Genomic DNA, 19,477 nt, shown 5'->3' on the forward strand with positions numbered 1-19,477 from the left:
GGTTGGGGGAGGGCGGCTCCGCGTCCGATGTGTCCATCAGCTAGACCGCGCCGCGGTTAAGAGATGGTGCCCAGGAGAAGACTCGAACTTCCACGACATCACTGCCACACGGACCTGAACCGTGCGCGTCTACCAATTCCGCCACCTGGGCAGGTAGCTCCCGAACCGCCTCAGCCGTCCGAGGCGCGAAGAAATATGCGAGGCGGCCGGCGGTGTCAACGATGTTTTTTCACCTCGTTCCGCTTTTTTGCTCCGGCCCCCGCGCCCTTTACACCCGGGCGGCTTATGGGCTAGCTTCCGACCCAAAGAATTAGCCCGAATTTGGGCTGGGGGCGGCACCCGTGCCGCCGGACGATATGGAGGGACGGCATGGCTCGGCGCGTTGTCACGGTATTCGGCGGTTCGGGTTTCATCGGCAGGAACGTGGTCAAGCGTCTCGCCGCCCAGGGCTGGGTGGTGCGCGCCGCCGTGCGCGATCCCATCGCCGCCGAGTTCCTGAAGCCCATGGGCGACGTGGGGCAGGTGACGCCGCTGCGCGCCGACATCACCGATCCCAAGTCGGTGGCCATGGCGGTGGCCGGCGTGGACGCGGTGGTCAACCTGGTGGGCATTCTCTATGAAAGCGGCCGGGCCACCTTCGACGCCATCCATGTGAAGGGCGCCGCCAATGTGGCCCAGGCGGCCAAGGCGGCCGGCGTCACCCGGCTGGTCCACATGTCGGCGCTGGGCGCCGACAAGAATTCCGAGGCCGCCTACGCCCGCTCCAAGGCTTTGGGCGAGGAGGCGGTCGCCGCCGCCTTCCCCGGCGCCTCGATCGTGCGTCCCTCGGTGGTGTTCGGCCCCGATGACGGCTTCTTCAACCGCTTCGGCAAGCTCGCCATGGTGTCGCCGGTGCTGCCGGTCTTCACCAGCGACGGCTTCAAGCCGGTGTGCAGCGAAGCGGGCTGCTCCATCGACCTGTTCGGTTCGGGCGGCCCCATCTTCCAGCCGGTCAGCGTGTCCGACGTGGCCCAGGCCATCGTCTCGATGCTCGACGATTCCCGCCATGCCGGCAAGACCTTCGAGCTGGGCGGGCCGCGCCGCTATTCCATGAAGGAAGTGATGGAGCTGGTGAACGCCTCCACCGGCCGCGACCGCCTGCTGGTGCCGCTGCCCTTCGGCCTGGGCATGCTGCAGGCCACCTTCCTGCAGATGCTGCCCAGCCCGATGCTGACCAAGGATCAGGTGCGGATGATGAAGGTGGACAACGTGGTCCGGGGCGGCAAGCCGGGCCTGACCGAGCTGGGCATCACGCCGACCTCGGCCGAGGCGATCCTGCCGCTCTACATGAAGCGCTACGGCAAGCAGCTGCCGCCGGGCCGCGATCAGGCGGCGTAAGGCAGGAGCTTCTCTGGAAATGATCAAGGGCCGCCTTTGGGCGGCCCTTTTTCTTGGCTTTAGGCCCTGAGGGCCTTGCGGGTCACTTGGTTGCGGAGCTCGGACGGCAGTTGCTCCAGCAGCCGCAGCAGCGCGCCTACCCCGATGGGAACCCGCGACCGCCCGTCGGCCCAACGCCACACGGTGGTGGGGGCGGGCTGCTGTTCGCCCAAATCATCGAGCAGCCGGGCCAGGGCCGCCTGGGACAATCCCAGTCGCCGTAATGTCTCCGTGAACTCGTCGTCAGTCATGTCTGGTGCTCTCCCCAACCAGAGCGAGTGGTGCCCTCTGCTGGGGAGAATATGCGTAACTCCCCGGCGCGCTTACAGAATTGGCGGGGTACTACCACTCTGTCAACGGAACGGAACATGAATAGGTGGAAATGCTTATCGCCAGATCATGTGGAGCGCAGCTTTTGGCTGCATATGCAGATAGGTATAAGCTGGCGTAAATACGCTACGCCTTTGGGGGTGTCTTGCCGGCCAGGGGATGGTGGGCACGGACCAGGCGCGAGGCCTCGTCGTCGATCAGGTGGGTATAGATCTCGGTGGTGGCGATGTCGGCGTGGCCCAGCATCTCCTGGACGCTTCTGAGGTCGGCCCCGCCGGCCAGCAGGTGGCTGGCGAAGGAGTGGCGCAGCACGTGGGGCGAGACCCTGGTGGGATCGAGACCCGCCTGGACCGCCACCCGGGCCAGCATCTTGGCGAAGCCGTCGCGGGTGAGGTGACCGGTGACGCCGCTGGACGGGAACAGCCAGCGCGACGGCTTGGATTTGGGAAGCATGGCCTCGCGCTCGGCCTTCCAGGCCATCAGGGCGGCGCGGGCCGGATCGGACAGCGGCACCATGCGTTCCTTCGACCCCTTGCCGCGCACCACCAGGACGGCAGGGTCGCGGGCCACGGCGGCCAGCGGCAGCGACACCAGTTCCGAGACGCGCAGCCCGGCGGCGTAAAGGGTTTCCAGCAGGGCGGTCATCAGGACGCCGTCCCTGCCCTCCAGGGCGCGGGCGGAATCCAGCAGGGCGACCACCTCCTCCTTGCGCAGGTATTTGGGCAAGGGGCGGCCCAGGCGTGGCGCGTCGATATTGGCGGTGGGGTCGTCGGGGCGCAGGCGCTCGGCGAAGGCGAAGCCGTAGAACTGCTTCAGGCAGGACAGCCGCCGGGCCTGGGTGCGGGCCGCCATGCCTATATCGGCCTGACGGGCGATATAGGCGGCGACGGCGCGATGGTCGGCGCCCAGGGGCTTAAGCCCCCGCCCGGCCAGGAACTCGGCGAAATCGGCCAGATCGCGGCCATAGGCGTCCAGCGTGTTGGGACTGGCGCCCCGTTCGACCTGCATCATCTCGAGGAAAGCCTCGACGTGTCGGTCGAAGGCTTCGCTCATCCGCCGTTGGCCAGCACCGCTTCCAGGGCCAGTTCGCGGGCTTCGCGCTCGAATCCGGCCTGGCGCAGGAACACCACCACCCGGCCGATCAGGTCGGGATCGGCGTTTTCCAGTCCCCCCTCGCCCAGGGCGGCGACCGACAGCAGCACGGTTTCCCCCCGGCGCGCCCCCTCGGCGGCGGCGCGCAGCAGCGCCTTCAGCGCCGGCTTCGGCGTCGGGCCGGTGATGGTGCCGACGGCATGGGGCGCCCAGGCCGAGGCGGGAATGGGTTCCCCCACCGCCTGCAGCATGGCCAGGGTGACCACGGTGCGGCGTTCGTTCAGTTGCGAGCCTTCCAGCCATGCGGCGAAGGAATCGGCGGGGCTGGGATCGAGGCCGACGCGGGCGATGCGGGCCAGGGGCCACAATCCGGCGGCCAGCTTGGCGGCGGCCGGGTCGGTCTTGGCCAGCGTCAGCCAGTTGCCCGCCGCCTCGGGCCGTCCCACCGCGTAAAGGGCGCGGGCCAGCATGGGGGCGGCTCCGGCCAGATCGGGGGCCGGCTTCAGTTCGGCGATCAGCGGGGCGTAGAGCCGGGCGGTGGCGGCGAAGGCGTGGCGCTCGGCCGCTGCCAGCAGGACGCGGGTGATCAGCTCGGCCCGGGCGGGGGCGGCCTGCTCGGCGCCGACGGCGCGCAGCCACAGCACGCGGCCCCGGGGGCTCTTGTCGCCCTGGGTGGCGGCGGCCTGCTGCTCGGCGGGGGTCAGGCTGACCTCGGCCATCAGCTTGCGCAGGGATTCGGTGTCGAGGATGCCCAGCGCCTCGGCCCGCTCGGCGGCGGTGATCCGGTGGTCGGCGGCCATGCCGGGATTGTCGGCGATGGCGCGCAGCATGGAGGGCGGCGCGTTGGCGACGGTGTCGGCGGGCAGCGGCAGCTTGGCCGCCTTGAAGGCGGCCAGATGCAGCGGGGTGGGATTGGGCAGCTTGTCCACCTTGGCCGGCGGCGTGCCGCCCATGACCTCGGCGGCGGCGATGAAGGCGTGGTCGGCGTCCTTGCGCTCGCGCATCAGGTCCAGCGCCATGCCGGCTTCCAGCGTCTTGCCGGCGGTCATCTGGCAGAACACCGCCAGGCGCGGGTCGAGGGGCGCGCCCTGGGCCAGGATGGCGGCCTCGGCGCAGGCGGCCTTGGAATCGCCGGACAGCAGGAAGGTGTCCACCTTGAGGCGCGACAGGCCGGGCGAGGCCAGCGAGGCGGGGGCGGCCTTCAGCAGGGCGGCCAGTCCGTCGATCTCGCCCATGGCGAACAGTCGCTCGGCGCGCAGCTCCAGGAGCGACGGCGTCTGGCCGCGATTGCCGTCGGGCGCGGCCGCCGCAGACAGCAGCAAGCGGCGCGACAGGGAATGGGCGGCGCGCGAGCCGGGCGCGGCGGGCAGGGCCGGCAGGATCTTGCGCACCAGGGTGGCGGAGGTGCCGTGCCACATGCCCATGCCCAAACCGCCCTGCGCCTCGTCGAGGGCGCCGACTGCGTCGGGGTCGGGGGCCTTCAGCTCCTCCACCTCGAAGCGGGGGCCGGGCTTGGCCGGGCCGCCGGGGAACTCGGTGGCGGTGGTGGGGCGCGGCGCGGCGGGGGACTCGGCCTGGGGCGTCGTCGCCTGGGATGGGGCTTCCAGATTGGGCGAGGTCAGGATCAGCGGCTTGCCCGGCTGCTGGGCCAGGGCGGCGGGCGCCAGAAGGACGGCGCCGAACGCCAGGGCCAGGGCTTTAGCGCGGGAAGCGGGCATCCGGTACGACCTTCTCGATCTTCGCCGACGGGGGCGGCGGGTCCCAGGTGGACAGGAACAATCCGCCGCCGACGATCACCGCCAGCAGCAGGGCAACAAGAAGGCCGGCAATCTTGCTCATGGGAGACGGAAGACCTCTCGCGACAGCGACATTTCTGGACAGGACCGCCGACGTGCGGCTAAAAGCGGCAGGGACGGCCCCATTGCGTTCGTGGGCGCAGTGTATCGGCCAAGGCGGCGGGGATCAACGCCGGCTCAACGCTTTTTTACAGGAACGGGACGAAGCGTGGATCAGGGCATGGCCGACGAACTGGCGAGACTGGCGCCGCAACTGGCCGGGCGCATCAGCCGAACCGTCGTCCTGGTCGGGCTGATGGGGGCGGGAAAGTCCTGCGTCGGCCGCCGCCTCGCCGCCCGGCTGGGCATGGATTTCCTCGATTCCGACGTGGAGTTCGAGGCTGCCTCGGGCAGCACCATCAGCGATTATTTCGCCCGCTTCGGCGAGCCGGCCTTCCGCGAAGGCGAGCGCAAGGTGATCTCGCGCCTGCTCGACGGCCCCCCGGTGGTGCTGGCCACCGGCGGCGGCGCCTTCGTCGATCCTGCCACCCGCGAGCGTATCAAGCGCACCGGCACCTCGGTGTGGATCCGGGCCGACCTCGACCTGCTGTTGAAGCGCACGGTGGGCCGCGACCACCGCCCCCTGCTCAAGCAGGGCGATCCTAAGGAAATCCTCGGCCGCCTGATGGAAGCCCGCTACCCCATCTATGCCGAGGCCGACATCATCGTCGATTCCACCGACGAAATCCCCGAGGCCACCGTGATCCGCGTCATGGCCGGCCTGATCGAGCATTTGAACTCGGAGAGCAAATGATGAGCGCCGCCCCTGAACAGGTCCTGGTCGAACTGGGCGAGCGCAGCTATCCCATCCATATCGGCCCCGGCCTGCTGGACCGGGCGGGCGAGATGATCAAGCCGAAGATGCGGGGCGGCCGCGCCCTGGTGGTCACCGACACCAACGTGGCGCCGCTTTATCTCGAACGGGTGCAGAAGAGCCTGGCCGAGGCCGGGGTCACCACCATGCACACCGTGGTGCCGGCCGGCGAGCAGACCAAGGACTTCAAGCACCTGGAAGCCCTGCTCGACGCCATGCTGGAAGCCCGCGCCGAGCGCGGGGCCATGATCGTGGCGCTGGGGGGCGGCGTGATCGGCGACCTCACCGGCTTCGCCGCCTCGATCCTGCTCAGGGGCGTGGATTTCGTCCAGATCCCCACAACCTTGCTGTCCCAGGTGGATTCCTCGGTGGGCGGCAAGACCGGCATCAACACCCGCCAGGGCAAGAACCTGATCGGCTCGTTCTACCAGCCCCGCCTGGTGCTGGCCGACACGGAAGTACTCGACACCCTGCCAAAGCGCCAGGTGCTGGCCGGCTATGCCGAGGTGGTCAAATACGGGGTGATCGACGACGAGCCGTTCTTCGCCTGGCTGGAGGAAAACGGCTCCAAGGTGATCGAGGGCGACATGGAGGCGCGGCGCCACGCCGTCGCGGTGTCCTGCCGCGCCAAGGCCCGCATCGTCGGCGCCGACGAGCGGGAAGGCGGCGTGCGCGCCCTGCTCAATCTCGGCCACACCTTCGGCCACGCGCTCGAGGCCGAGACCGGCTTCTCCGACGAGATGCTGCACGGTGAGGCGGTGGCCATCGGCATGGTGATGGCGCTGCGCCTGTCGGCCCGGCTGGGGCTGGCGCCCGCCGCCGATGCCCTGCGCCTCGAGCGGCATCTGAACGCGGTGGGCCTGCCCGCCGCCCTGCCCAAGCCCCGGCTGTGGGCGGTGGACAGCCTGATCCACCACATGGCCGGCGACAAAAAGGTCAAGGACGGCAAGGTCACCTTCGTGATGGCCAAGGGGATTGGCAAAAGCTTCCTGACCCGCGAGGTGGGGCAAGCCGAACTGGCCTCCATGCTGGCGGAGATGGCCGCGGGGCGTTAACGGGGGGATGGCGATGGATCAGGGGACGCTTTTTCTCACCCTTTCGGTGGTCGCCATCGTGGTGCTGCAGGCCGGGTCGGCGTTCTTCGCCGGTACCGAGACGGCGCTGACCGCCGTGTCGCGCCCGGTGATGCACCAGCTGGAGCAGGACGGCAGCCTTCCCGCCAAGCGGGTCAACCGGCTGATCGACGCCCGCCAGCGCCTGATCGGGGCGCTGCTGATCGGCAATTCGCTGACCCACACCCTGTCCTCGTCCCTGGCCACCGGCGTGCTGGTCGGCATGTTCGGCGAGGTGGGCGTCGCCTACGCCTCGGCGGGCATGACGGTGATCATCGTGGTGTTCGGCGAGGTGCTGCCCAAGACCTACGCCATTTACCACGCCAACCGCATGGCCCTGCTGTTCTCCGGCCCGGTCACCGGGGTGGTCTGGCTGCTGACGCCCTTCGTGCGCGCCGTCGAGCTGGTGGTGGGGGGCGTGTTCCGCCTGTTCGGCGCCAAGTACTCCACCACGGTCAGCGTCGAGGCCTCCATGATGGAGCTGAAGGGCGCCATCGAGGTCCATGCCGGCGAGGAGGAGGTCAAGGAGGAGCGGCGCATGCTGCGCTCCATCCTGGAACTGGGCGACGTGGAGGTGGAGCAGGTGATGACCCACCGGCGCGGCGTGGTCACCGCCGATGCCGGGCTGCCCGCCGCCGAGATCCTGGAACTGGTGGTGAGCAGCACCTTTTCCCGCGTGCCGCTGTGGAAGGACGATCCCGACAACATCGTCGGCGTGGTCCACGCCAAGGATCTGCTGCGCGCCGTCCGCGCCCTGGAAGGCGAGTTGGACAAGCTGGACGTGGTCGAGCTGGCCTCGGACCCCTGGTTCATTCCCGATTCCACCACCTTGCTGGAGCAGTTGCAGGCCTTCCGGTCGCGGCGCGAGCATTTCGCCCTGGTGGTGGACGAGTACGGCACCCTGATGGGCGTGGTCACCCTGGAAGACATCCTGGAGGAGATCGTCGGCGACATCGCCGACGAGCACGACGTGACGGTGGCCGGCGTCAGGCCGCAATCGGATGGCTCCTACATCATCGACGGCTCGGTGACCATCCGCGACCTCAACCGTCAGTTCGAGTGGCGGCTGCCCGACGACGAGGCCGCCACCATCGCCGGGCTGGTGCTGCACGAGGCGCGGCAGATCCCCGACGTGGGCCAGGTGTTCCGCTTCTACGGCTTCCGCTTCGAGATCGCCCGGCGCCAGCGCAACCAGATCACCTCGCTGCGGGTGACGCCGCCCGCTCCGGCCGCCGGCGACTGAGCGCCAGCCGCCTCAGGCTGAAAGCTGCTTCACCCGTGGCTCAGCATGACAATGAGCCAGAGTGATCCCATTCACATCCCGTTAACTCCACATATAGTATTACAATCGGGTGACGGGACCGATTTGTTGTCGACAAGCCGAGTCTTCGTTGTTTAAGGTTTTTGCGGGTTGTGATCGCGGATGGAGGAATCCACGTTGATTCGCTGCTTGAGCCGAGCACCGGAAGGCATTTCCGGACAGGGTCGCCCGCCGCTTGCGGGCCGCAGCGTCCTCCGCCTCTCCCATCAGGGGTCTCTCGTGCCGAGAGGCCCTTTTTTGTTGCCCTCTTCCCTCAGTGTTCGTGAAGGAGTCCCAGATGGCCAAGCGCGCTACGCGGGTTGCCGCGTCGAAGAATGAACCGGTGGTGCCGCTGTATCCCGCCGAGAAGGCCTGGAGCCCGCTGGGAGAGGACGACCAGCATCGCGATCAGAGCTACGTGCGCAAGGTCCGCCCGCAAAGCGAGAACCAGCGCCAGCTGCTTCGGGCCATCGCCGACGGCAACCTGACCCTGGCGCTGGGGCCGGCGGGCACCGGCAAGACCTATCTGGCCATCTCGGCGGCGGTGGAGGCCTTCGAGGAGGGCAAGGTGGCGCGCATCATGCTGTCGCGCCCGGCGGTGGAAGCGGGCGAAAGCCTGGGCTTCCTGCCCGGCGATCTGCAGGAGAAGCTGGCCCCTTATCTGCGGCCCCTCTACGACGCCCTGTCCGACCGCCTGGGCGGCAAGCGGCTGCGGGCCCTGCTGGCCGACGGCTCCATCGAGATCGCCCCCATCGCCTATATGCGCGGCCGGACGCTCAACAACGCCTTCGTGGTCATCGACGAGGCGCAGAACTGCACCTACGGCCAGATCAAGATGCTGCTCACCCGCCTGGGCTGGCACTCCACCATGGTGCTGACCGGCGACCCGGACCAGAGCGACCTGCTGCCCGGCATGTCGGGGCTGGCCGACATCGCGGGGCGGCTGTCGGACCTGCCCGACGTGGCGGTGGTGCATCTGAACGAGAAGGACATCGTCCGCCACCCGCTGGTGGCCAGCATGCTGACAGTGCTGTAAGGGTTTCGTGAAAAGTCCTTCGGCCTTGCGGCCGGGGGGCTTCCTCACATGGAACAAAGCTTGTGCGGGCCGATGTCCAGGTGCAGGTGGTCGGCGTGCAGCTTGTTGTGGTTGGGCGTCAGCACCACGTTGAAGTGCTCGCACGACGCCCGGGCCACCGCCTGGAGGAACTCGCTCCTCTTGCCGGCGCCCCGCCAGTCCTTCTTCACCGAGATCATGGTGCCGTCGGCCAGCTCGAAGCCGCCAATGTCGATGGCCTGGCCCTTGCCGTGTTCCGACAGTCGCCCACCCTTGCTGCCCATGTCGGCCGAGGCGACGGTGGTCTCGGTGCGTCGGCTGCGGCAGTTGTAGGTTCCCATGTGGTGGAGCTTGGCGACGCGCTGCCCGAGGATCCTTTGGGCGGCGGCCTGCACCACCTGGGTTTCGAAACGGTCGACCACCCGGGCCATGGAGCACGACATCACCCCGGGGCGGTTCCAGCTGGTCCCGGAATCGGCGGTCACCTTGACGGGATTGGCGATGGAGCACGAGCCGGCGCCGGTCGCCGCTTGCGGCTCGAAGGCCACGCGGCGGTCGTGCAAATCCTTCAGGCAGGCGGAATCGGGGTCGAGGATGGGCGGCGGCGGAGCGGGCCGGGGCGGCGGCGACGAGCACGCGCCCAGCAAGGCCAAGGTCAGGACGGCAAAGGCGAGGCGTTTGGACAAGGTCGCGGTTCCGCAGCGCGAGAATCCAATTATCTAGCGCAATTGCGGCCGGAAAGTCACGGGATATCTCAAAAACAGCCCGGAACCCGTTGTAAGTCTTAACGTATGGTTAACCGAGCTTTACCGCGGTGCCGTTGGCCGAGACGATCAGCATGGTCTTGCCGTCGCCGCCGATGGTCTCGTAATCCAGGTCCACCGCCACCACCGCGTCGGCGCCCATCTGGGCGGCCTGGGCCTGCAGGTCGGCCAGGGCGGCGTCCTTGGCGTCGCGCAGGACGTTCTCGTACGAGCCCGAGCGGCCGCCGACGATGTCGCGCACGCTGGCCAGCATGTCGCGGAAGATGTTGGTGCCCATCACCGCGCTGCCGCTGACGATGCCGAGATAGGCGGTGATGCGCTTGTCCTCGACGGAATCTGTGGTGGTGATGATCATGCTGCCCTCGCGCTCTTGACCGGTTTCGTCGAGGTCATCACACTCCGTGATCCTTTTCCAGAGCAAGATCGCATTCATGCGTGAATCTTGCTCTCGCTCAATTCGGATTGAGCCTGATCCGGTCGTATCGACCGGATCAGGCTCTGGGAGAATTCGCCATGACCGAACAGCCCGTCCCCATCGGGGTCGTCACCATCTCGGATCGCGCCAGCCGCGGCATCTACGAGGACAAGGGCGGACCGGCCATCATCGCCGAGATGAACCGCTTCCTGTCCACGCCCTGGCGTCCGGTGGCGCGCGTCATCGAGGACGAGCAGGCGCTGATCGAGGCGACGCTGAAGGAGCTGGCCGACGCAGAGGGCTGCGCCCTGATCGTCACCACGGGGGGCACCGGCCCGGCGCCCCGCGACGTGACGCCCGAGGCCACCGAGGCGGTGTGCGACAAGATGATGCCGGGTTTCGGCGAACTGATGCGCACCGAAAGCCTGAAGGTGGTGCCCACCGCCATCCTGTCGCGCCAGACGGCGGGAATCCGGGGCAAAAGCCTGATCATCAACCTGCCGGGCAAGCCCTCGGCCATCGCCGATTGCCTGACCGCCGTCATGCCGGCGGTGCCCTATTGCATCGACCTGATCGGCGGCCCCTTCATCGACACCGATCCCTCGGTGTGCAAGGCCTTCCGGCCCAAGGCCAAGTAGGGGAAAGCGGGCGGGACGCCCGCGCCCCATCGAGAACCCGGAGCGCGGGCGTCCCCGCCCCATCACGCCGGGAAGGTCACCGACACCACGGTGCCCTCGTCGACGAGGATGTGGGACCGTCCGCCCAGTTGTCGGGCCAGGGCGCGGATCAGGCCGATGCCGATGCCGCGTCCCGGCTTGTCCGGCATGCCCACGCCGTTGTCGCGCACCGTGAAGTGCCACTCGCCCGCCTCGCGCACCAGGGTGACCCAGATGGTGCCGCGCCGTCCGTCCGAGAAGGCGTGCTTCATGGCGTTGGACAGCACCTCGTTGGCCAGCATGCCCAGCGGCACGGCGCGCTCCAGGTCCAGCGTGCCCTCCACCTCCACCTCGACGGTGACGCCGCCGGGCGAGGCGGAATAGGACCCGGCCAGCGCCTCGGCCAGCTTGCCGAAATAGGTGCCGAGATCCACGTTGGAGGCCAGGTTGCGCTCGTACAGGGTCTGATGCACCAGACCCATGGAATGGATGCGGTCCAGCGCGTCCTTCAGCGTCTCCTTGACCTTCTCGTCGGTGACGTGCAGCGACTGCATGGTCAGCAGGCTGGAGATGACCTGAAGGTTGTTCTTCACCCGGTGGTGGACTTCCTGGAACAGCACGTCCTTTTCGGCCAGGGCGTTGATCAGCTCGCGGGTGCGGCGCTCGCCGGTGGCCAGCAGGCGGGCCTCGTGCCGCAGGCTCTCGCCGGTGATGGCGGCCAGCACCAGCAGCAGGGCCATGGCGGTGGCGAAGAGCAGCACGTTGCGCCTTGTCCGGATGCTCCATTCGCGGAACGCCAGTTCGGTGGGAATGCCCGAGGTGACCACCATGTCCAGGTCCGGCAGGTTGCGGTACGCCACCAGCCGCTCGATTCCGTCCACCACCGAGGCGGAGCGGTACAGGCCGGACGGCGCCTTGGCGAAGTGGGTGAACGGTGCCTTGGAGGTGTCGAAACGGGTGAAGGTGGCGTCGGGCATGGGATAGCGCGCCACCAATCCGCCATCCAGGCGCGACACCAGGAAGATGGAGCCGGGATCGGGCTGCAGATCGCGGTAGAAATCGATGAAGTAGTCGGTCTTCAAGGCGATTTGCGCCACGCCGACGGTGCGGCCCGTGGGGTCCTGGATGGCGCGGCTGAAGATGATCACCCGGCCCTGATCGCCCCGTCCGGGCACCACGGCGCTCATCACAGTGCGGCCCGGCTGGGCCAGCGCGACGATGAAGTGGTCGCGGTGGGCGGCATTGGCGGCGAACAGGCCGAGGCTGTCATGGGCCAGCACCGGGTCGCCCCGCTCATCGTGAATGGCGATGCCGATTCCATAGGGCAGGCTGCCCAGGACCGAGGCCAGCCATTGTTGCTCGGAACGGGAGTTCCTGAGGCTGGCCAGCGGCCGGCCCGCCACGTGGTCGCCGACCATGCCGAGATTGGCGTGGGCGGTGCCATAGGCGGCGCGGGTGTGGGATTCCACCAGCCGGGCCGACAGGCTGAGATTGGCGGTCCAGTCGGCCAGGGCCACCTGATGGTCGAACCAGGTGAGCGTCCCCAGCCCGGCCATGCCGCCCAGCACCGCGATGGCGGTGATCAGGCCGAGCAGCAGCCTGGGCTGCGGCAGGCGCGACGGGCGGGGGGCGTCGGATTCCTTGTCCGTGCGGCCTGGATGGGAAATATCCACGCTGCCGCCGTTCATGGTCAGCCCGCCCGGCGCCGGCCGCCCGGCGCCTCGGCCTCGTCGTCGAACAGGGAGGTCAGCTGGCGCATCATGGTGCCGCCCAGCTCCTCGGCGTCCATGATGGTGACGGCGCGGCGATAGTAGCGGGTGACGTCGTGGCCGATGCCGATGGCCACCAGTTCCACCGGCGAGCGGTTCTCGATATAGGCGATGACGTCGCGCAGGTGCTTTTCGAGCGTATTGCCGGGATTGGCCGACAGGGTGGAATCGTCCACCGGGGCGCCGTCCGAGATCACCATCAGGATGCGCCGCTGTTCCGACCGGGCGATCAGGCGTTCATGCGCCCACATCAGCGCCTCGCCGTCGATGTTTTCCTTCAGGATGCCCTCCCGGAGCATCAGGCCGAGATTGCGCCGCACCCGGCGCCAGGGGGCGTCGGCCGCCTTGTAGACGATGTGGCGCAGGTCGTTGAGCCGTCCGGGATTGGTCGGCTTGCCCTCGGCCTGCCACTTCTCGCGGGCCGATCCGCCCTTCCACGCCCTTGTGGTGAAGCCCAGAACCTCGACCTTGACGCCGCAGCGCTCGAGCGTGCGGGCCAGGATGTCGGCGCTCATGGCCGCCACGGTGATGGGCCGCCCGCGCATGGAGCCGGAATTGTCGATCAGCAGGCTGACCACGGTGTCGCGGAAATTGGTGTCCTTCTCGATCTTGAAGGACAGGGAATGCATGGGGTTGGCGACGATGCGCGCCAGCCGGCCGGTGTCGAGCATGCCCTCTTCCAGGTCGAAGTCCCAGTTGCGGGTCTGCTGCGCCATCAATTTCCGTTGCAGCCGGTTGGCCAGCTTGGACACCACGCCCTGGAGGTGGGAGAGCTGCTGGTCCAACTGGCGGCGCAGGCGGTTCAGCTCTTCCGATTCGCACAGATCCTCGGCGGTGACGATCTGGTCGAACTGGGTGGTGTAGGGCTTGTAGGGCCGGTCCTGCATGGCGGCGGAATTGGAGAGCTGCTCCTGGACCTGCTTGGACGGGCCGCCCGGCTCCTCGGTGCCGGTGCCGGTCAGCATCATCTCCTCGCCGTCGCCCTCGCCCTGGTCCTCGCCGCTGCCTTCCGACGAGCCGGGCGCCTGGGTGTCGCCTTCCTGCTGGGGACCCTGGCCCTCCTGCTCGCCTTCCTTTTCCTGGCCGGCGCCCTGGGCGTCCTGCTCCTGGCCGCTTTGTTCGGAATTCTCGGATTCGTCGGATTCCGACGGGTGGTCGGTGCCGAAATCCAAATCGTGCAGCAGCTTGTGCAGGCCCTTGGCGAAGGCTTCCTGGTCGCGCAGCAGGTCTTTGAGCGAATCAAGGGTCGGGCCGGCCTTGGCCTTGATCTCGTCGCGCCACAGATCCACGGCGGCACGGGCCGATGGCGGCGGCTCCAGCCCGGCGAAGATCTCGCGGGCGATCAGGCGCATGGCGTCGGCCAGCGGCACCTGCTCGCGCTTGACCGCGCGGTCCAGGCCCTCGGCGCGGGCCTTGACCTCGAGGACCTCGGCGATGTTGGCCGCGGCGCCCGGCATCAGCCGCGCCCCCAGCGCCTCGACCCGGGCCTGCTCGACCATGTCGTAGATCTTGCGGGCGTCGGGCAGCTGCGGCATGCGGCGCACATGGACGGAATCGTCGTGGTAGCGCAGCCGGAGCGCGATGGCGTCGGCGGTGCCGCGCAGTCGGGCCAGGTCCGAAGGCAAAATGGTGCGCGGCGGCGCCGGCAGGCGGATTTCCGCGCCCCTCACGCTGCCGTTGCCGGCGGCGAAGCCCACATCCAGTTCGGGCTTGCCGGACATGGCCTTCAGGGTGGCGGCGGTGGCGCGGCGGATGGTGTCGCCGATGCTTTCGCCCCTGCTGCCGTCCTTACCCGTGGGGTTTTGCTGCAAGATCTCTCCCCAGGCCCTTAGGCCAGCATGCGGGCCGGCCCTTCGGGCAGGTCCGTGCCGAAGCAGCGCTGGTAGTACTCGGCCAGGATGGGCCGCTCCACCTCGTCGCACTTGTTGAGGAAGGTCACGCGGAAGGCGTAGCCGTGGTCGGCGAAGATGCGGGTGTTCTCGGCCCAGGTGATCACCGTGCGCGGGCTCATCACCGTCGAGATGTCGCCGTTCATGAAGCCCGACCGGGTGAGGTCGGCCAGCATGACCATCTTGGACACCAGATCCCGGCCTTCGGGGGTGTCGTAATCCTTGAGCTTGGCCACCACGATGGAGCATTCGTCGTCATGGGCCAGGTAGTTCAGCGTGGCGACGATGTTCCAGCGGTCCATCTGGCCCTGGTTGATCTGCTGGGTGCCGTGATAGAGCCCGGTGGTGTCGCCCAGGCCCACCGTGTTGGCGGTGGCGAACAGGCGGAAGGCGGCGTGCGGCCGGATCACCCGGTTCTGGTCGAGAAGGGTCAGGCGCCCCTCCACCTCGAGGACGCGCTGGATCACGAACATCACGTCGGGGCGGCCGGCGTCGTATTCGTCGAACACCAGGGCGCAGGGGTGTTGCAAGGCCCAGGGCAGCATGCCTTCGCGGAATTCGGTGATCTGCTTGCCGTCCTTGACCACGATGGCGTCCTTGCCGATCAGGTCGATGCGGCTGACATGGCTGTCCAGGTTGACGCGGATGCACGGCCAGTTGAGGCGCGCCGCCACCTGCTCGATATGGGTGGACTTGCCGGTGCCGTGATAGCCCTGGACCATGACGCGGCGGTTATAGGCGAAGCCCGCCAGGATGGCCTTGGTGGTGTCGGGATCGAAGCGGTAGGCCGGGTCCACGTCGGGCACATGCTCGCTGCCCACCGAGAAGGCGGGGACCATCATGTCGATGTCGATGCCGAACACCTCGCGGGCGGACACCTCGGTGTCGGGCATGGCGAGCGGATGGTCGGAGGCAAGCGGGCTTTGCGTCTTGGAGGTCATACTCTCGTCCTTGGGGGGCTGCTTACTGGCTCAGGCTGAGCTTTAAGGTGTTGTAGGCGTGGTTGATGCGCTTGAAGCGCTCCTCGGAATCCTTGTCGCCGTTGTTGGCGTCGGGATGGTGCTGCTTGACCAGCTCCTTGTAGCGGGCCTTCAGCGTCTCGGCGGTGAGCGGCGGGTTAAGCTCGAGAACCGCCATGGCTTCCTCCTCCGGGGTGGGGACGCGGGCCTTGGGCCGCGCCTCCTCGGTGGCGGCATCCTCGAACACCTCGAAGGGATCGTGGATCGTATAGGCGAACTTGCGCTTGGCGCCCTGGATGCCCAGCGGCCAGGTGGGGCGCTGCCAGGTGGTGTCCTTGCGCAGCTCGGCCTCGATCTCCTCGGCGCCCATGCCGGCGTAGTAGTTCCAGGCCAAATTGTACTCGCGCACGTGGTCCAGGCAGAACCAGTAGTAGTCGGTCAGCCGGTCGCGGGCCTGGGGGGCGCGGTATTCGGCTTCCAGCGCGCAGCCGGGATGGTCGCAGCGGCGGGTGGCCGGTTGCGCCGGAGCGGGGCCGAAGGCCGGCCGCCAGGATCTGCGGGCGTTGGTCGCTTTCATGGCAAAGCTCATAATGGAGGCTCGAAAGCGCCAAGGCAAGGCGTGAGCGGAAATTGCGCCCCTGTCGAACCGCCTCTTGACGGCGGGCCCGACTGGCCCCAATTGGGGAGGGTTCAAATCGGCATGAGGGTATGGAAATGCAGGTGACACCGGTGATGCGCAAGAAACTCGAGGACGGGCTGGCTCCGTCCAGGCTCGACATCATCGACGAATCCCACCGCCATGCCGGGCATGCCGGGCACAATCCGCAGGGCGAGAGCCATTTCCGCCTGGAAATCGTCTCCGAGGCCTTCGCCGGCAAGAGCCGGGTGGAGCGTCACCGCATGGTCAACGCCCTGCTGGCCGAGGAACTGGCCGGCCGGGTTCACGCCCTGGCGCTGACCACGCTCACCAAGGACGAGGAAGCGCGGCGGCTGTAAGCGCCGTCGCGAAAGGCTTCTTCCCCGATTCCGTCATGCCCGGACTTGATCCGGGCATCCATAGGGCTCTGCGGGATTCGCCGCGTCCGATAACATTGTTGCGGAGCCGCGTGGATGGCCGCGTCAAGCGCGGCCATGACGCTGTCCCTTACTTCACCTTGACGTCCATCATCTCCAGGTTCCGCCGGGCGGTGTCGGCGGCGGAGCTTTCGGGGGCGGCGTTGATGGCCTTCATCCAGTCTTCGCGCGCGCCGGCCTGGTCGTCCTCCAGGCGGCGGATGATGCCGCGCTCCAAGAGCGCGTCGGGAAAGGTGGGGTCGAGCACCAGGGCGCGGGCCAGATCGTCCTTGGCCAGTTCCAGCTTGTCCAGATAGCGGTAGGCCACGGCGCGCAGCACCATGGCCTCGATGCGGTTGGGCTGGGTCTTCAATAGGGCGCTCAGCAATTCCGCCACCTCGGCGTAATGGTTGGCCGAGGCCAGCGTCACCGCCTTGTCCAGCATCAGTTCGGGATGGCCGGGCACCAGCTTCAGGGCGGTGTCCTGGGCGGCCAGGGCCAACTGGGGCTTGCCCGCCAGCAGCCAGGCCTGTCCGGCCTGGGCCAGCATCTCGGCGCGCATGGCTTCCTCGCGCCGGCTGGAGGAGGCCAGGGCTTCCAGGCGCTTGGCCGCCTCTTCGTACTTGCCCAGCCCGATCAGGGCGACCGCCGCGCAATGACGCGCCGGCTCGCCGCCGCCCAGCGACGCCCAGGCCAGCGCCTCTTCCCAGCCCTCGTCGGGCTTGGCGCGGGCCAGGTTCAGGCAGGTGCGGTATTCCATCTTGGAATCGATGGTCTGGGCCGGGGCGGGGGCGGGCAGCCACAGCAGCGGCAACAGCAGCAGGGGGATGGCGTATGGTCTCATGGGGCGGTAGTCTCGCCGATTGTGCGGACGGTGCAAGGAAAGAGAGATGGCCAAGCGATTTTTCCTGTTCGGGCTGGGCTTTTCCGGCCGGGTGATCGCCCGCCGGCTGGTCGAGGCGGGCTGGGAGGTGGCCGGCACCACCCGCTCGGGCGAGGCGGTGGACTGTCCGGGCGTCCGGGTACTGCCCTTCGACCGCCAGCACCCGCTGCCGCCCCATTGCCTGGACGGAATCGACGCGGTGCTGTGCTCGGTGCCGCCCGATGCCGACGGCGATCCGGTGCTCGACCAGATGGAGGGCGCCATCCGGGCGGCATCTCCCGCCTGGATCGGCTATCTCTCCACCACGGGCGTCTATGGCGACCATGGCGGCGGGCTGGTGGACGAGGACACGCCGCCCAATCCCGGCCTCGACCGTTCGCGCCGGCGGCTGGCCGCCGAGACGCGCTGGCGGGCCCTGGGCGCTCACATCTTCCGGCTGGCGGGGATCTACGGTCCCGGCCGCTCGGCGGTGGACACGGTGCGCGCCGGACAGGCCCGCCGGGTGGTCAAGCCCGGCCAGGTGTTCAGCCGCATCCATGTGGACGACATCGCCGCCGCCGTACGGGCCTCGCTGGCCCGTCCCCATCCCGGCGCAATCTACAATCTGTGCGACGACGACGCCGCGCCGCCCCAGGACGTCATCGCCCACGCCTGCGCCCTGCTGGGGGCGGAGCCGCCGCCGGAAATCGCCTGGGAAGAGGCTAAGGCAACCCTGTCGCCCATGGCGCTCAGCTTCTATGCCGACAACAAGCGGGTGGATAACGGGCGGATGAAGCGGGAGTTGGGCGTCCGCCTGCTCTACCCCACCTACCGCGAGGGGCTGCGGAGCTGCCTGTGATGCCAGGCCGGCAAGCCTTCCTGGCGCCCGCCTCCACGTGAATGGCCGGGGCGAGCCCGGCCATGACACGAAGAGACGGTCCCGATTTGGCGCGTGCCGCTCTGATCCGACGTAGCCGGATTTGGCTTGGGCGCCCCTACTTCGCCTTGTCGGGGGCCCCGGCGGCCGGCGGTACCACGACGGGCAGGGGCGATGCGGCGCGCACGGCCTTGGTCAGGGCCTTGCCGGCGGCATAGGCGGGGTTGATATAGGGGCTGCGGCCATCGGCGACGCGCACCGGCTCCAGTCCCATGCCCTTGAGGCAGTCGTAGATTTCGCGAAGTTCCGCGGGTCCAAGCATTCCAAATTCCTCGCCCAAGTCCTTAGGTCAGGCATCCCCTCGAGAAACAGTCTGCACCGAATCGGGGGCGGAATGCGACAGGTTTTTGTGCAATGCAGCATGGATGCGGTTACCACTTACTTGCGTGAACAAGGTGGCGGGCGCAACAAAATTTCGGGGGGGGTAAAAAAAGTGGCGGGACCCGGCTCATCACCGTGTCCCGCCCAATCTCAGGGAGACAAAGCAGTAATGAGCATTGTGGTACCAGAATGCCGGATTCGGATCAAGCGAAATTCCTCGAGATCGTACCAGGCCCTCCGTATAGGGGGGGGAGGGCCTGGCTTTACGACCTAGAGGATCGCGACCGTATCCGCCTGCGGGCCCTTGAGCCCGAGGGTGGTGGTGACGCGAACGCGCTGACCGGATTCCAGGGTCTTGATCCCGGAGCGCTCCAGCGCCTTCACGTGAACGAACACGTCCTTGCCGCCCTCGTCGCAGGCGACGAAGCCGAAGCCCTTCTCGGCCGAGAAGAACTTGACCACGCCTTCGACGGTCTGGGTCGGGCCGCGCTCTTCCCGGCGCGGGGCGCGCGGGGTGGCGGTGGTGCTGTCCACTTCATGGACCATCACCACCTGCGGGCCGCGCTGGCCGGCACCGAGATCCACCACCAGGGTGGCGCCTTCGGCGACCTGGGTCAGGCCGGCGCGCTCGAGAGCGGAAATGTGCAGGAAGGCGTCCGGGCTGCCATCGGAGGGGGCGACGAAGCCGAAGCCCTTGGAGGCATTGAACCACTTCACAGTGGCGCTGACGTTCGCCTGACTGACCATCTGACGGTCAAAAGAGCTCGGTGCCATCGGCCGCGACGGGCGCGGATCGAAAGCCGGTTCGCCAAAGTCGTCCCGACGACCGCGACCGCGCTCGCCCCTGCCATGATTATCTCGGTTCCATGCCATGTGTCATTCTCGTCGTAAGTAAACAA

The 19,477-nt window shown here is 68.1% G+C and carries 21 protein-coding genes and 1 tRNA gene; 8 read left to right on the forward strand and 14 right to left on the reverse strand.

What is annotated here, in order from left to right; translation table 11 throughout:
- Positions 1-64: 64 nt before the first annotated feature.
- Positions 65-151: transfer RNA gene (locus XM1_RS06640), tRNA-Leu, on the reverse strand.
- A 218-nt stretch (positions 152-369) separates the two neighbouring features.
- Here XM1_RS06640 and XM1_RS06645 point away from each other — a divergent pair.
- Complete coding sequence (locus tag XM1_RS06645) at positions 370-1,377, forward strand: complex I NDUFA9 subunit family protein (protein ID WP_068431642.1); 1,008 nt, start codon at positions 370-372, stop codon at positions 1,375-1,377.
- A gap of 59 nt (positions 1,378-1,436) precedes the next feature.
- Here XM1_RS06645 and XM1_RS06650 read toward each other — a convergent pair whose 3' ends face one another.
- From XM1_RS06650 to XM1_RS24480, 4 genes are all read right to left on the reverse strand, one after another.
- Entirely contained in the window at positions 1,437-1,667 is a 231-nt protein-coding gene (locus tag XM1_RS06650) for a hypothetical protein (protein WP_068431645.1), read from the reverse strand.
- Between the two features lie 205 nt (positions 1,668-1,872).
- Positions 1,873-2,799, reverse strand: coding sequence for a site-specific tyrosine recombinase XerD (locus XM1_RS06655; RefSeq protein WP_068431648.1), 927 nt, complete (start codon positions 2,797-2,799; stop codon positions 1,873-1,875).
- A complete protein-coding gene (locus XM1_RS06660) occupies positions 2,796-4,556 on the reverse strand; it encodes an antifreeze protein (protein WP_068431650.1) in 1,761 nt (586 codons plus the stop codon). Before XM1_RS06660 ends, XM1_RS06655 begins: the two co-directional genes overlap by 4 nt.
- Entirely contained in the window at positions 4,537-4,677 is a 141-nt protein-coding gene (locus XM1_RS24480; RefSeq protein ID WP_168185960.1) for a hypothetical protein, read from the reverse strand. Before XM1_RS24480 ends, XM1_RS06660 begins: the two co-directional genes overlap by 20 nt.
- A gap of 177 nt (positions 4,678-4,854) precedes the next feature.
- Between XM1_RS24480 and XM1_RS06665 the strand changes: the two genes are divergently transcribed.
- From XM1_RS06665 to XM1_RS06680, 4 genes are all read left to right on the forward strand, one after another.
- Positions 4,855-5,427, forward strand: coding sequence for a shikimate kinase (locus XM1_RS06665; protein WP_068437573.1), 573 nt, complete (start codon positions 4,855-4,857; stop codon positions 5,425-5,427).
- Positions 5,427-6,542 carry a 3-dehydroquinate synthase gene (aroB, locus tag XM1_RS06670; protein WP_156428659.1) on the forward strand — a complete coding sequence of 372 codons (1,116 nt, stop codon included), beginning with the start codon at positions 5,427-5,429 and terminating at the stop codon, positions 6,540-6,542. Before XM1_RS06665 ends, aroB begins: the two co-directional genes overlap by 1 nt.
- Before the next feature lie 13 nt (positions 6,543-6,555).
- The gene (locus tag XM1_RS06675) at positions 6,556-7,842 is read left to right on the forward strand and encodes an HlyC/CorC family transporter (protein ID WP_068431656.1); all 1,287 of its coding nucleotides are present in this window, start codon (positions 6,556-6,558) and stop codon (positions 7,840-7,842) included.
- A 355-nt stretch (positions 7,843-8,197) separates the two neighbouring features.
- Positions 8,198-8,935 carry a PhoH family protein gene (locus XM1_RS06680; protein ID WP_068431659.1) on the forward strand — a complete coding sequence of 246 codons (738 nt, stop codon included), beginning with the start codon at positions 8,198-8,200 and terminating at the stop codon, positions 8,933-8,935.
- A gap of 44 nt (positions 8,936-8,979) precedes the next feature.
- On the opposite strand, the gene XM1_RS06685 is transcribed toward XM1_RS06680, so the two are convergent.
- Together XM1_RS06685 and XM1_RS06690 are read right to left on the reverse strand one after the other, a co-directional pair.
- Complete coding sequence (locus tag XM1_RS06685) at positions 8,980-9,639, reverse strand: extensin family protein (protein ID WP_068431662.1); 660 nt, start codon at positions 9,637-9,639, stop codon at positions 8,980-8,982.
- 109 nt (positions 9,640-9,748) lie between these two features.
- Complete coding sequence (locus XM1_RS06690; RefSeq protein WP_068437575.1) at positions 9,749-10,072, reverse strand: heavy metal-binding domain-containing protein; 324 nt, start codon at positions 10,070-10,072, stop codon at positions 9,749-9,751.
- Positions 10,073-10,230: 158 nt separating this feature from the next.
- Between XM1_RS06690 and mog the strand changes: the two genes are divergently transcribed.
- Positions 10,231-10,770: a molybdopterin adenylyltransferase gene (mog, locus tag XM1_RS06695; protein WP_068431665.1), complete on the forward strand. Its 540-nt coding sequence runs from the start codon at positions 10,231-10,233 to the stop codon at positions 10,768-10,770.
- A gap of 62 nt (positions 10,771-10,832) precedes the next feature.
- Here the strand turns inward: mog and XM1_RS06700 are convergent, their stop codons facing one another.
- The 4 genes from XM1_RS06700 to XM1_RS06715 are packed head-to-tail and all read right to left on the reverse strand — an operon-like array spanning position 10,833 to position 15,994.
- On the reverse strand, positions 10,833-12,476 hold the full coding sequence (locus XM1_RS06700; protein ID WP_068431668.1) for a sensor histidine kinase: 1,644 nt from the start codon (positions 12,474-12,476) through the stop codon (positions 10,833-10,835).
- 2 nt (positions 12,477-12,478) lie between these two features.
- Positions 12,479-14,368 carry a cobaltochelatase subunit CobT gene (gene cobT, locus XM1_RS06705; RefSeq protein ID WP_068431671.1) on the reverse strand — a complete coding sequence of 630 codons (1,890 nt, stop codon included), beginning with the start codon at positions 14,366-14,368 and terminating at the stop codon, positions 12,479-12,481.
- A 17-nt stretch (positions 14,369-14,385) separates the two neighbouring features.
- Positions 14,386-15,387, reverse strand: coding sequence for a cobaltochelatase subunit CobS (gene cobS, locus XM1_RS06710; RefSeq protein ID WP_068431674.1), 1,002 nt, complete (start codon positions 15,385-15,387; stop codon positions 14,386-14,388).
- A 22-nt stretch (positions 15,388-15,409) separates the two neighbouring features.
- The gene (locus XM1_RS06715; protein WP_082700403.1) at positions 15,410-15,994 is read right to left on the reverse strand and encodes a J domain-containing protein; all 585 of its coding nucleotides are present in this window, start codon (positions 15,992-15,994) and stop codon (positions 15,410-15,412) included.
- A 143-nt stretch (positions 15,995-16,137) separates the two neighbouring features.
- On the opposite strand from XM1_RS06715, the gene XM1_RS06720 reads away from it, so the two are divergent.
- On the forward strand, positions 16,138-16,401 hold the full coding sequence (locus XM1_RS06720; RefSeq protein ID WP_082700699.1) for a BolA family transcriptional regulator: 264 nt from the start codon (positions 16,138-16,140) through the stop codon (positions 16,399-16,401).
- A gap of 148 nt (positions 16,402-16,549) precedes the next feature.
- On the opposite strand, the gene XM1_RS06725 is transcribed toward XM1_RS06720, so the two are convergent.
- Complete coding sequence (locus XM1_RS06725) at positions 16,550-17,302, reverse strand: tetratricopeptide repeat protein (RefSeq protein ID WP_068431680.1); 753 nt, start codon at positions 17,300-17,302, stop codon at positions 16,550-16,552.
- A 46-nt stretch (positions 17,303-17,348) separates the two neighbouring features.
- On the opposite strand from XM1_RS06725, the gene XM1_RS06730 reads away from it, so the two are divergent.
- Complete coding sequence (locus XM1_RS06730) at positions 17,349-18,179, forward strand: SDR family oxidoreductase (RefSeq protein ID WP_068431684.1); 831 nt, start codon at positions 17,349-17,351, stop codon at positions 18,177-18,179.
- Between the two features lie 136 nt (positions 18,180-18,315).
- On the opposite strand, the gene XM1_RS06735 is transcribed toward XM1_RS06730, so the two are convergent.
- Positions 18,316-18,519: a hypothetical protein gene (locus XM1_RS06735; protein WP_068431687.1), complete on the reverse strand. Its 204-nt coding sequence runs from the start codon at positions 18,517-18,519 to the stop codon at positions 18,316-18,318.
- Positions 18,520-18,848: 329 nt separating this feature from the next.
- Entirely contained in the window at positions 18,849-19,451 is a 603-nt protein-coding gene (locus tag XM1_RS25205) for a cold-shock protein (protein WP_082700404.1), read from the reverse strand.
- Between the last annotated feature and the right edge of the window lie 26 nt (positions 19,452-19,477).

The sequence above is a fragment of the Magnetospirillum sp. XM-1 genome, from assembly GCF_001511835.1.
Classification (GTDB): Bacteria; Pseudomonadota; Alphaproteobacteria; order Rhodospirillales; family Magnetospirillaceae; genus Phaeospirillum.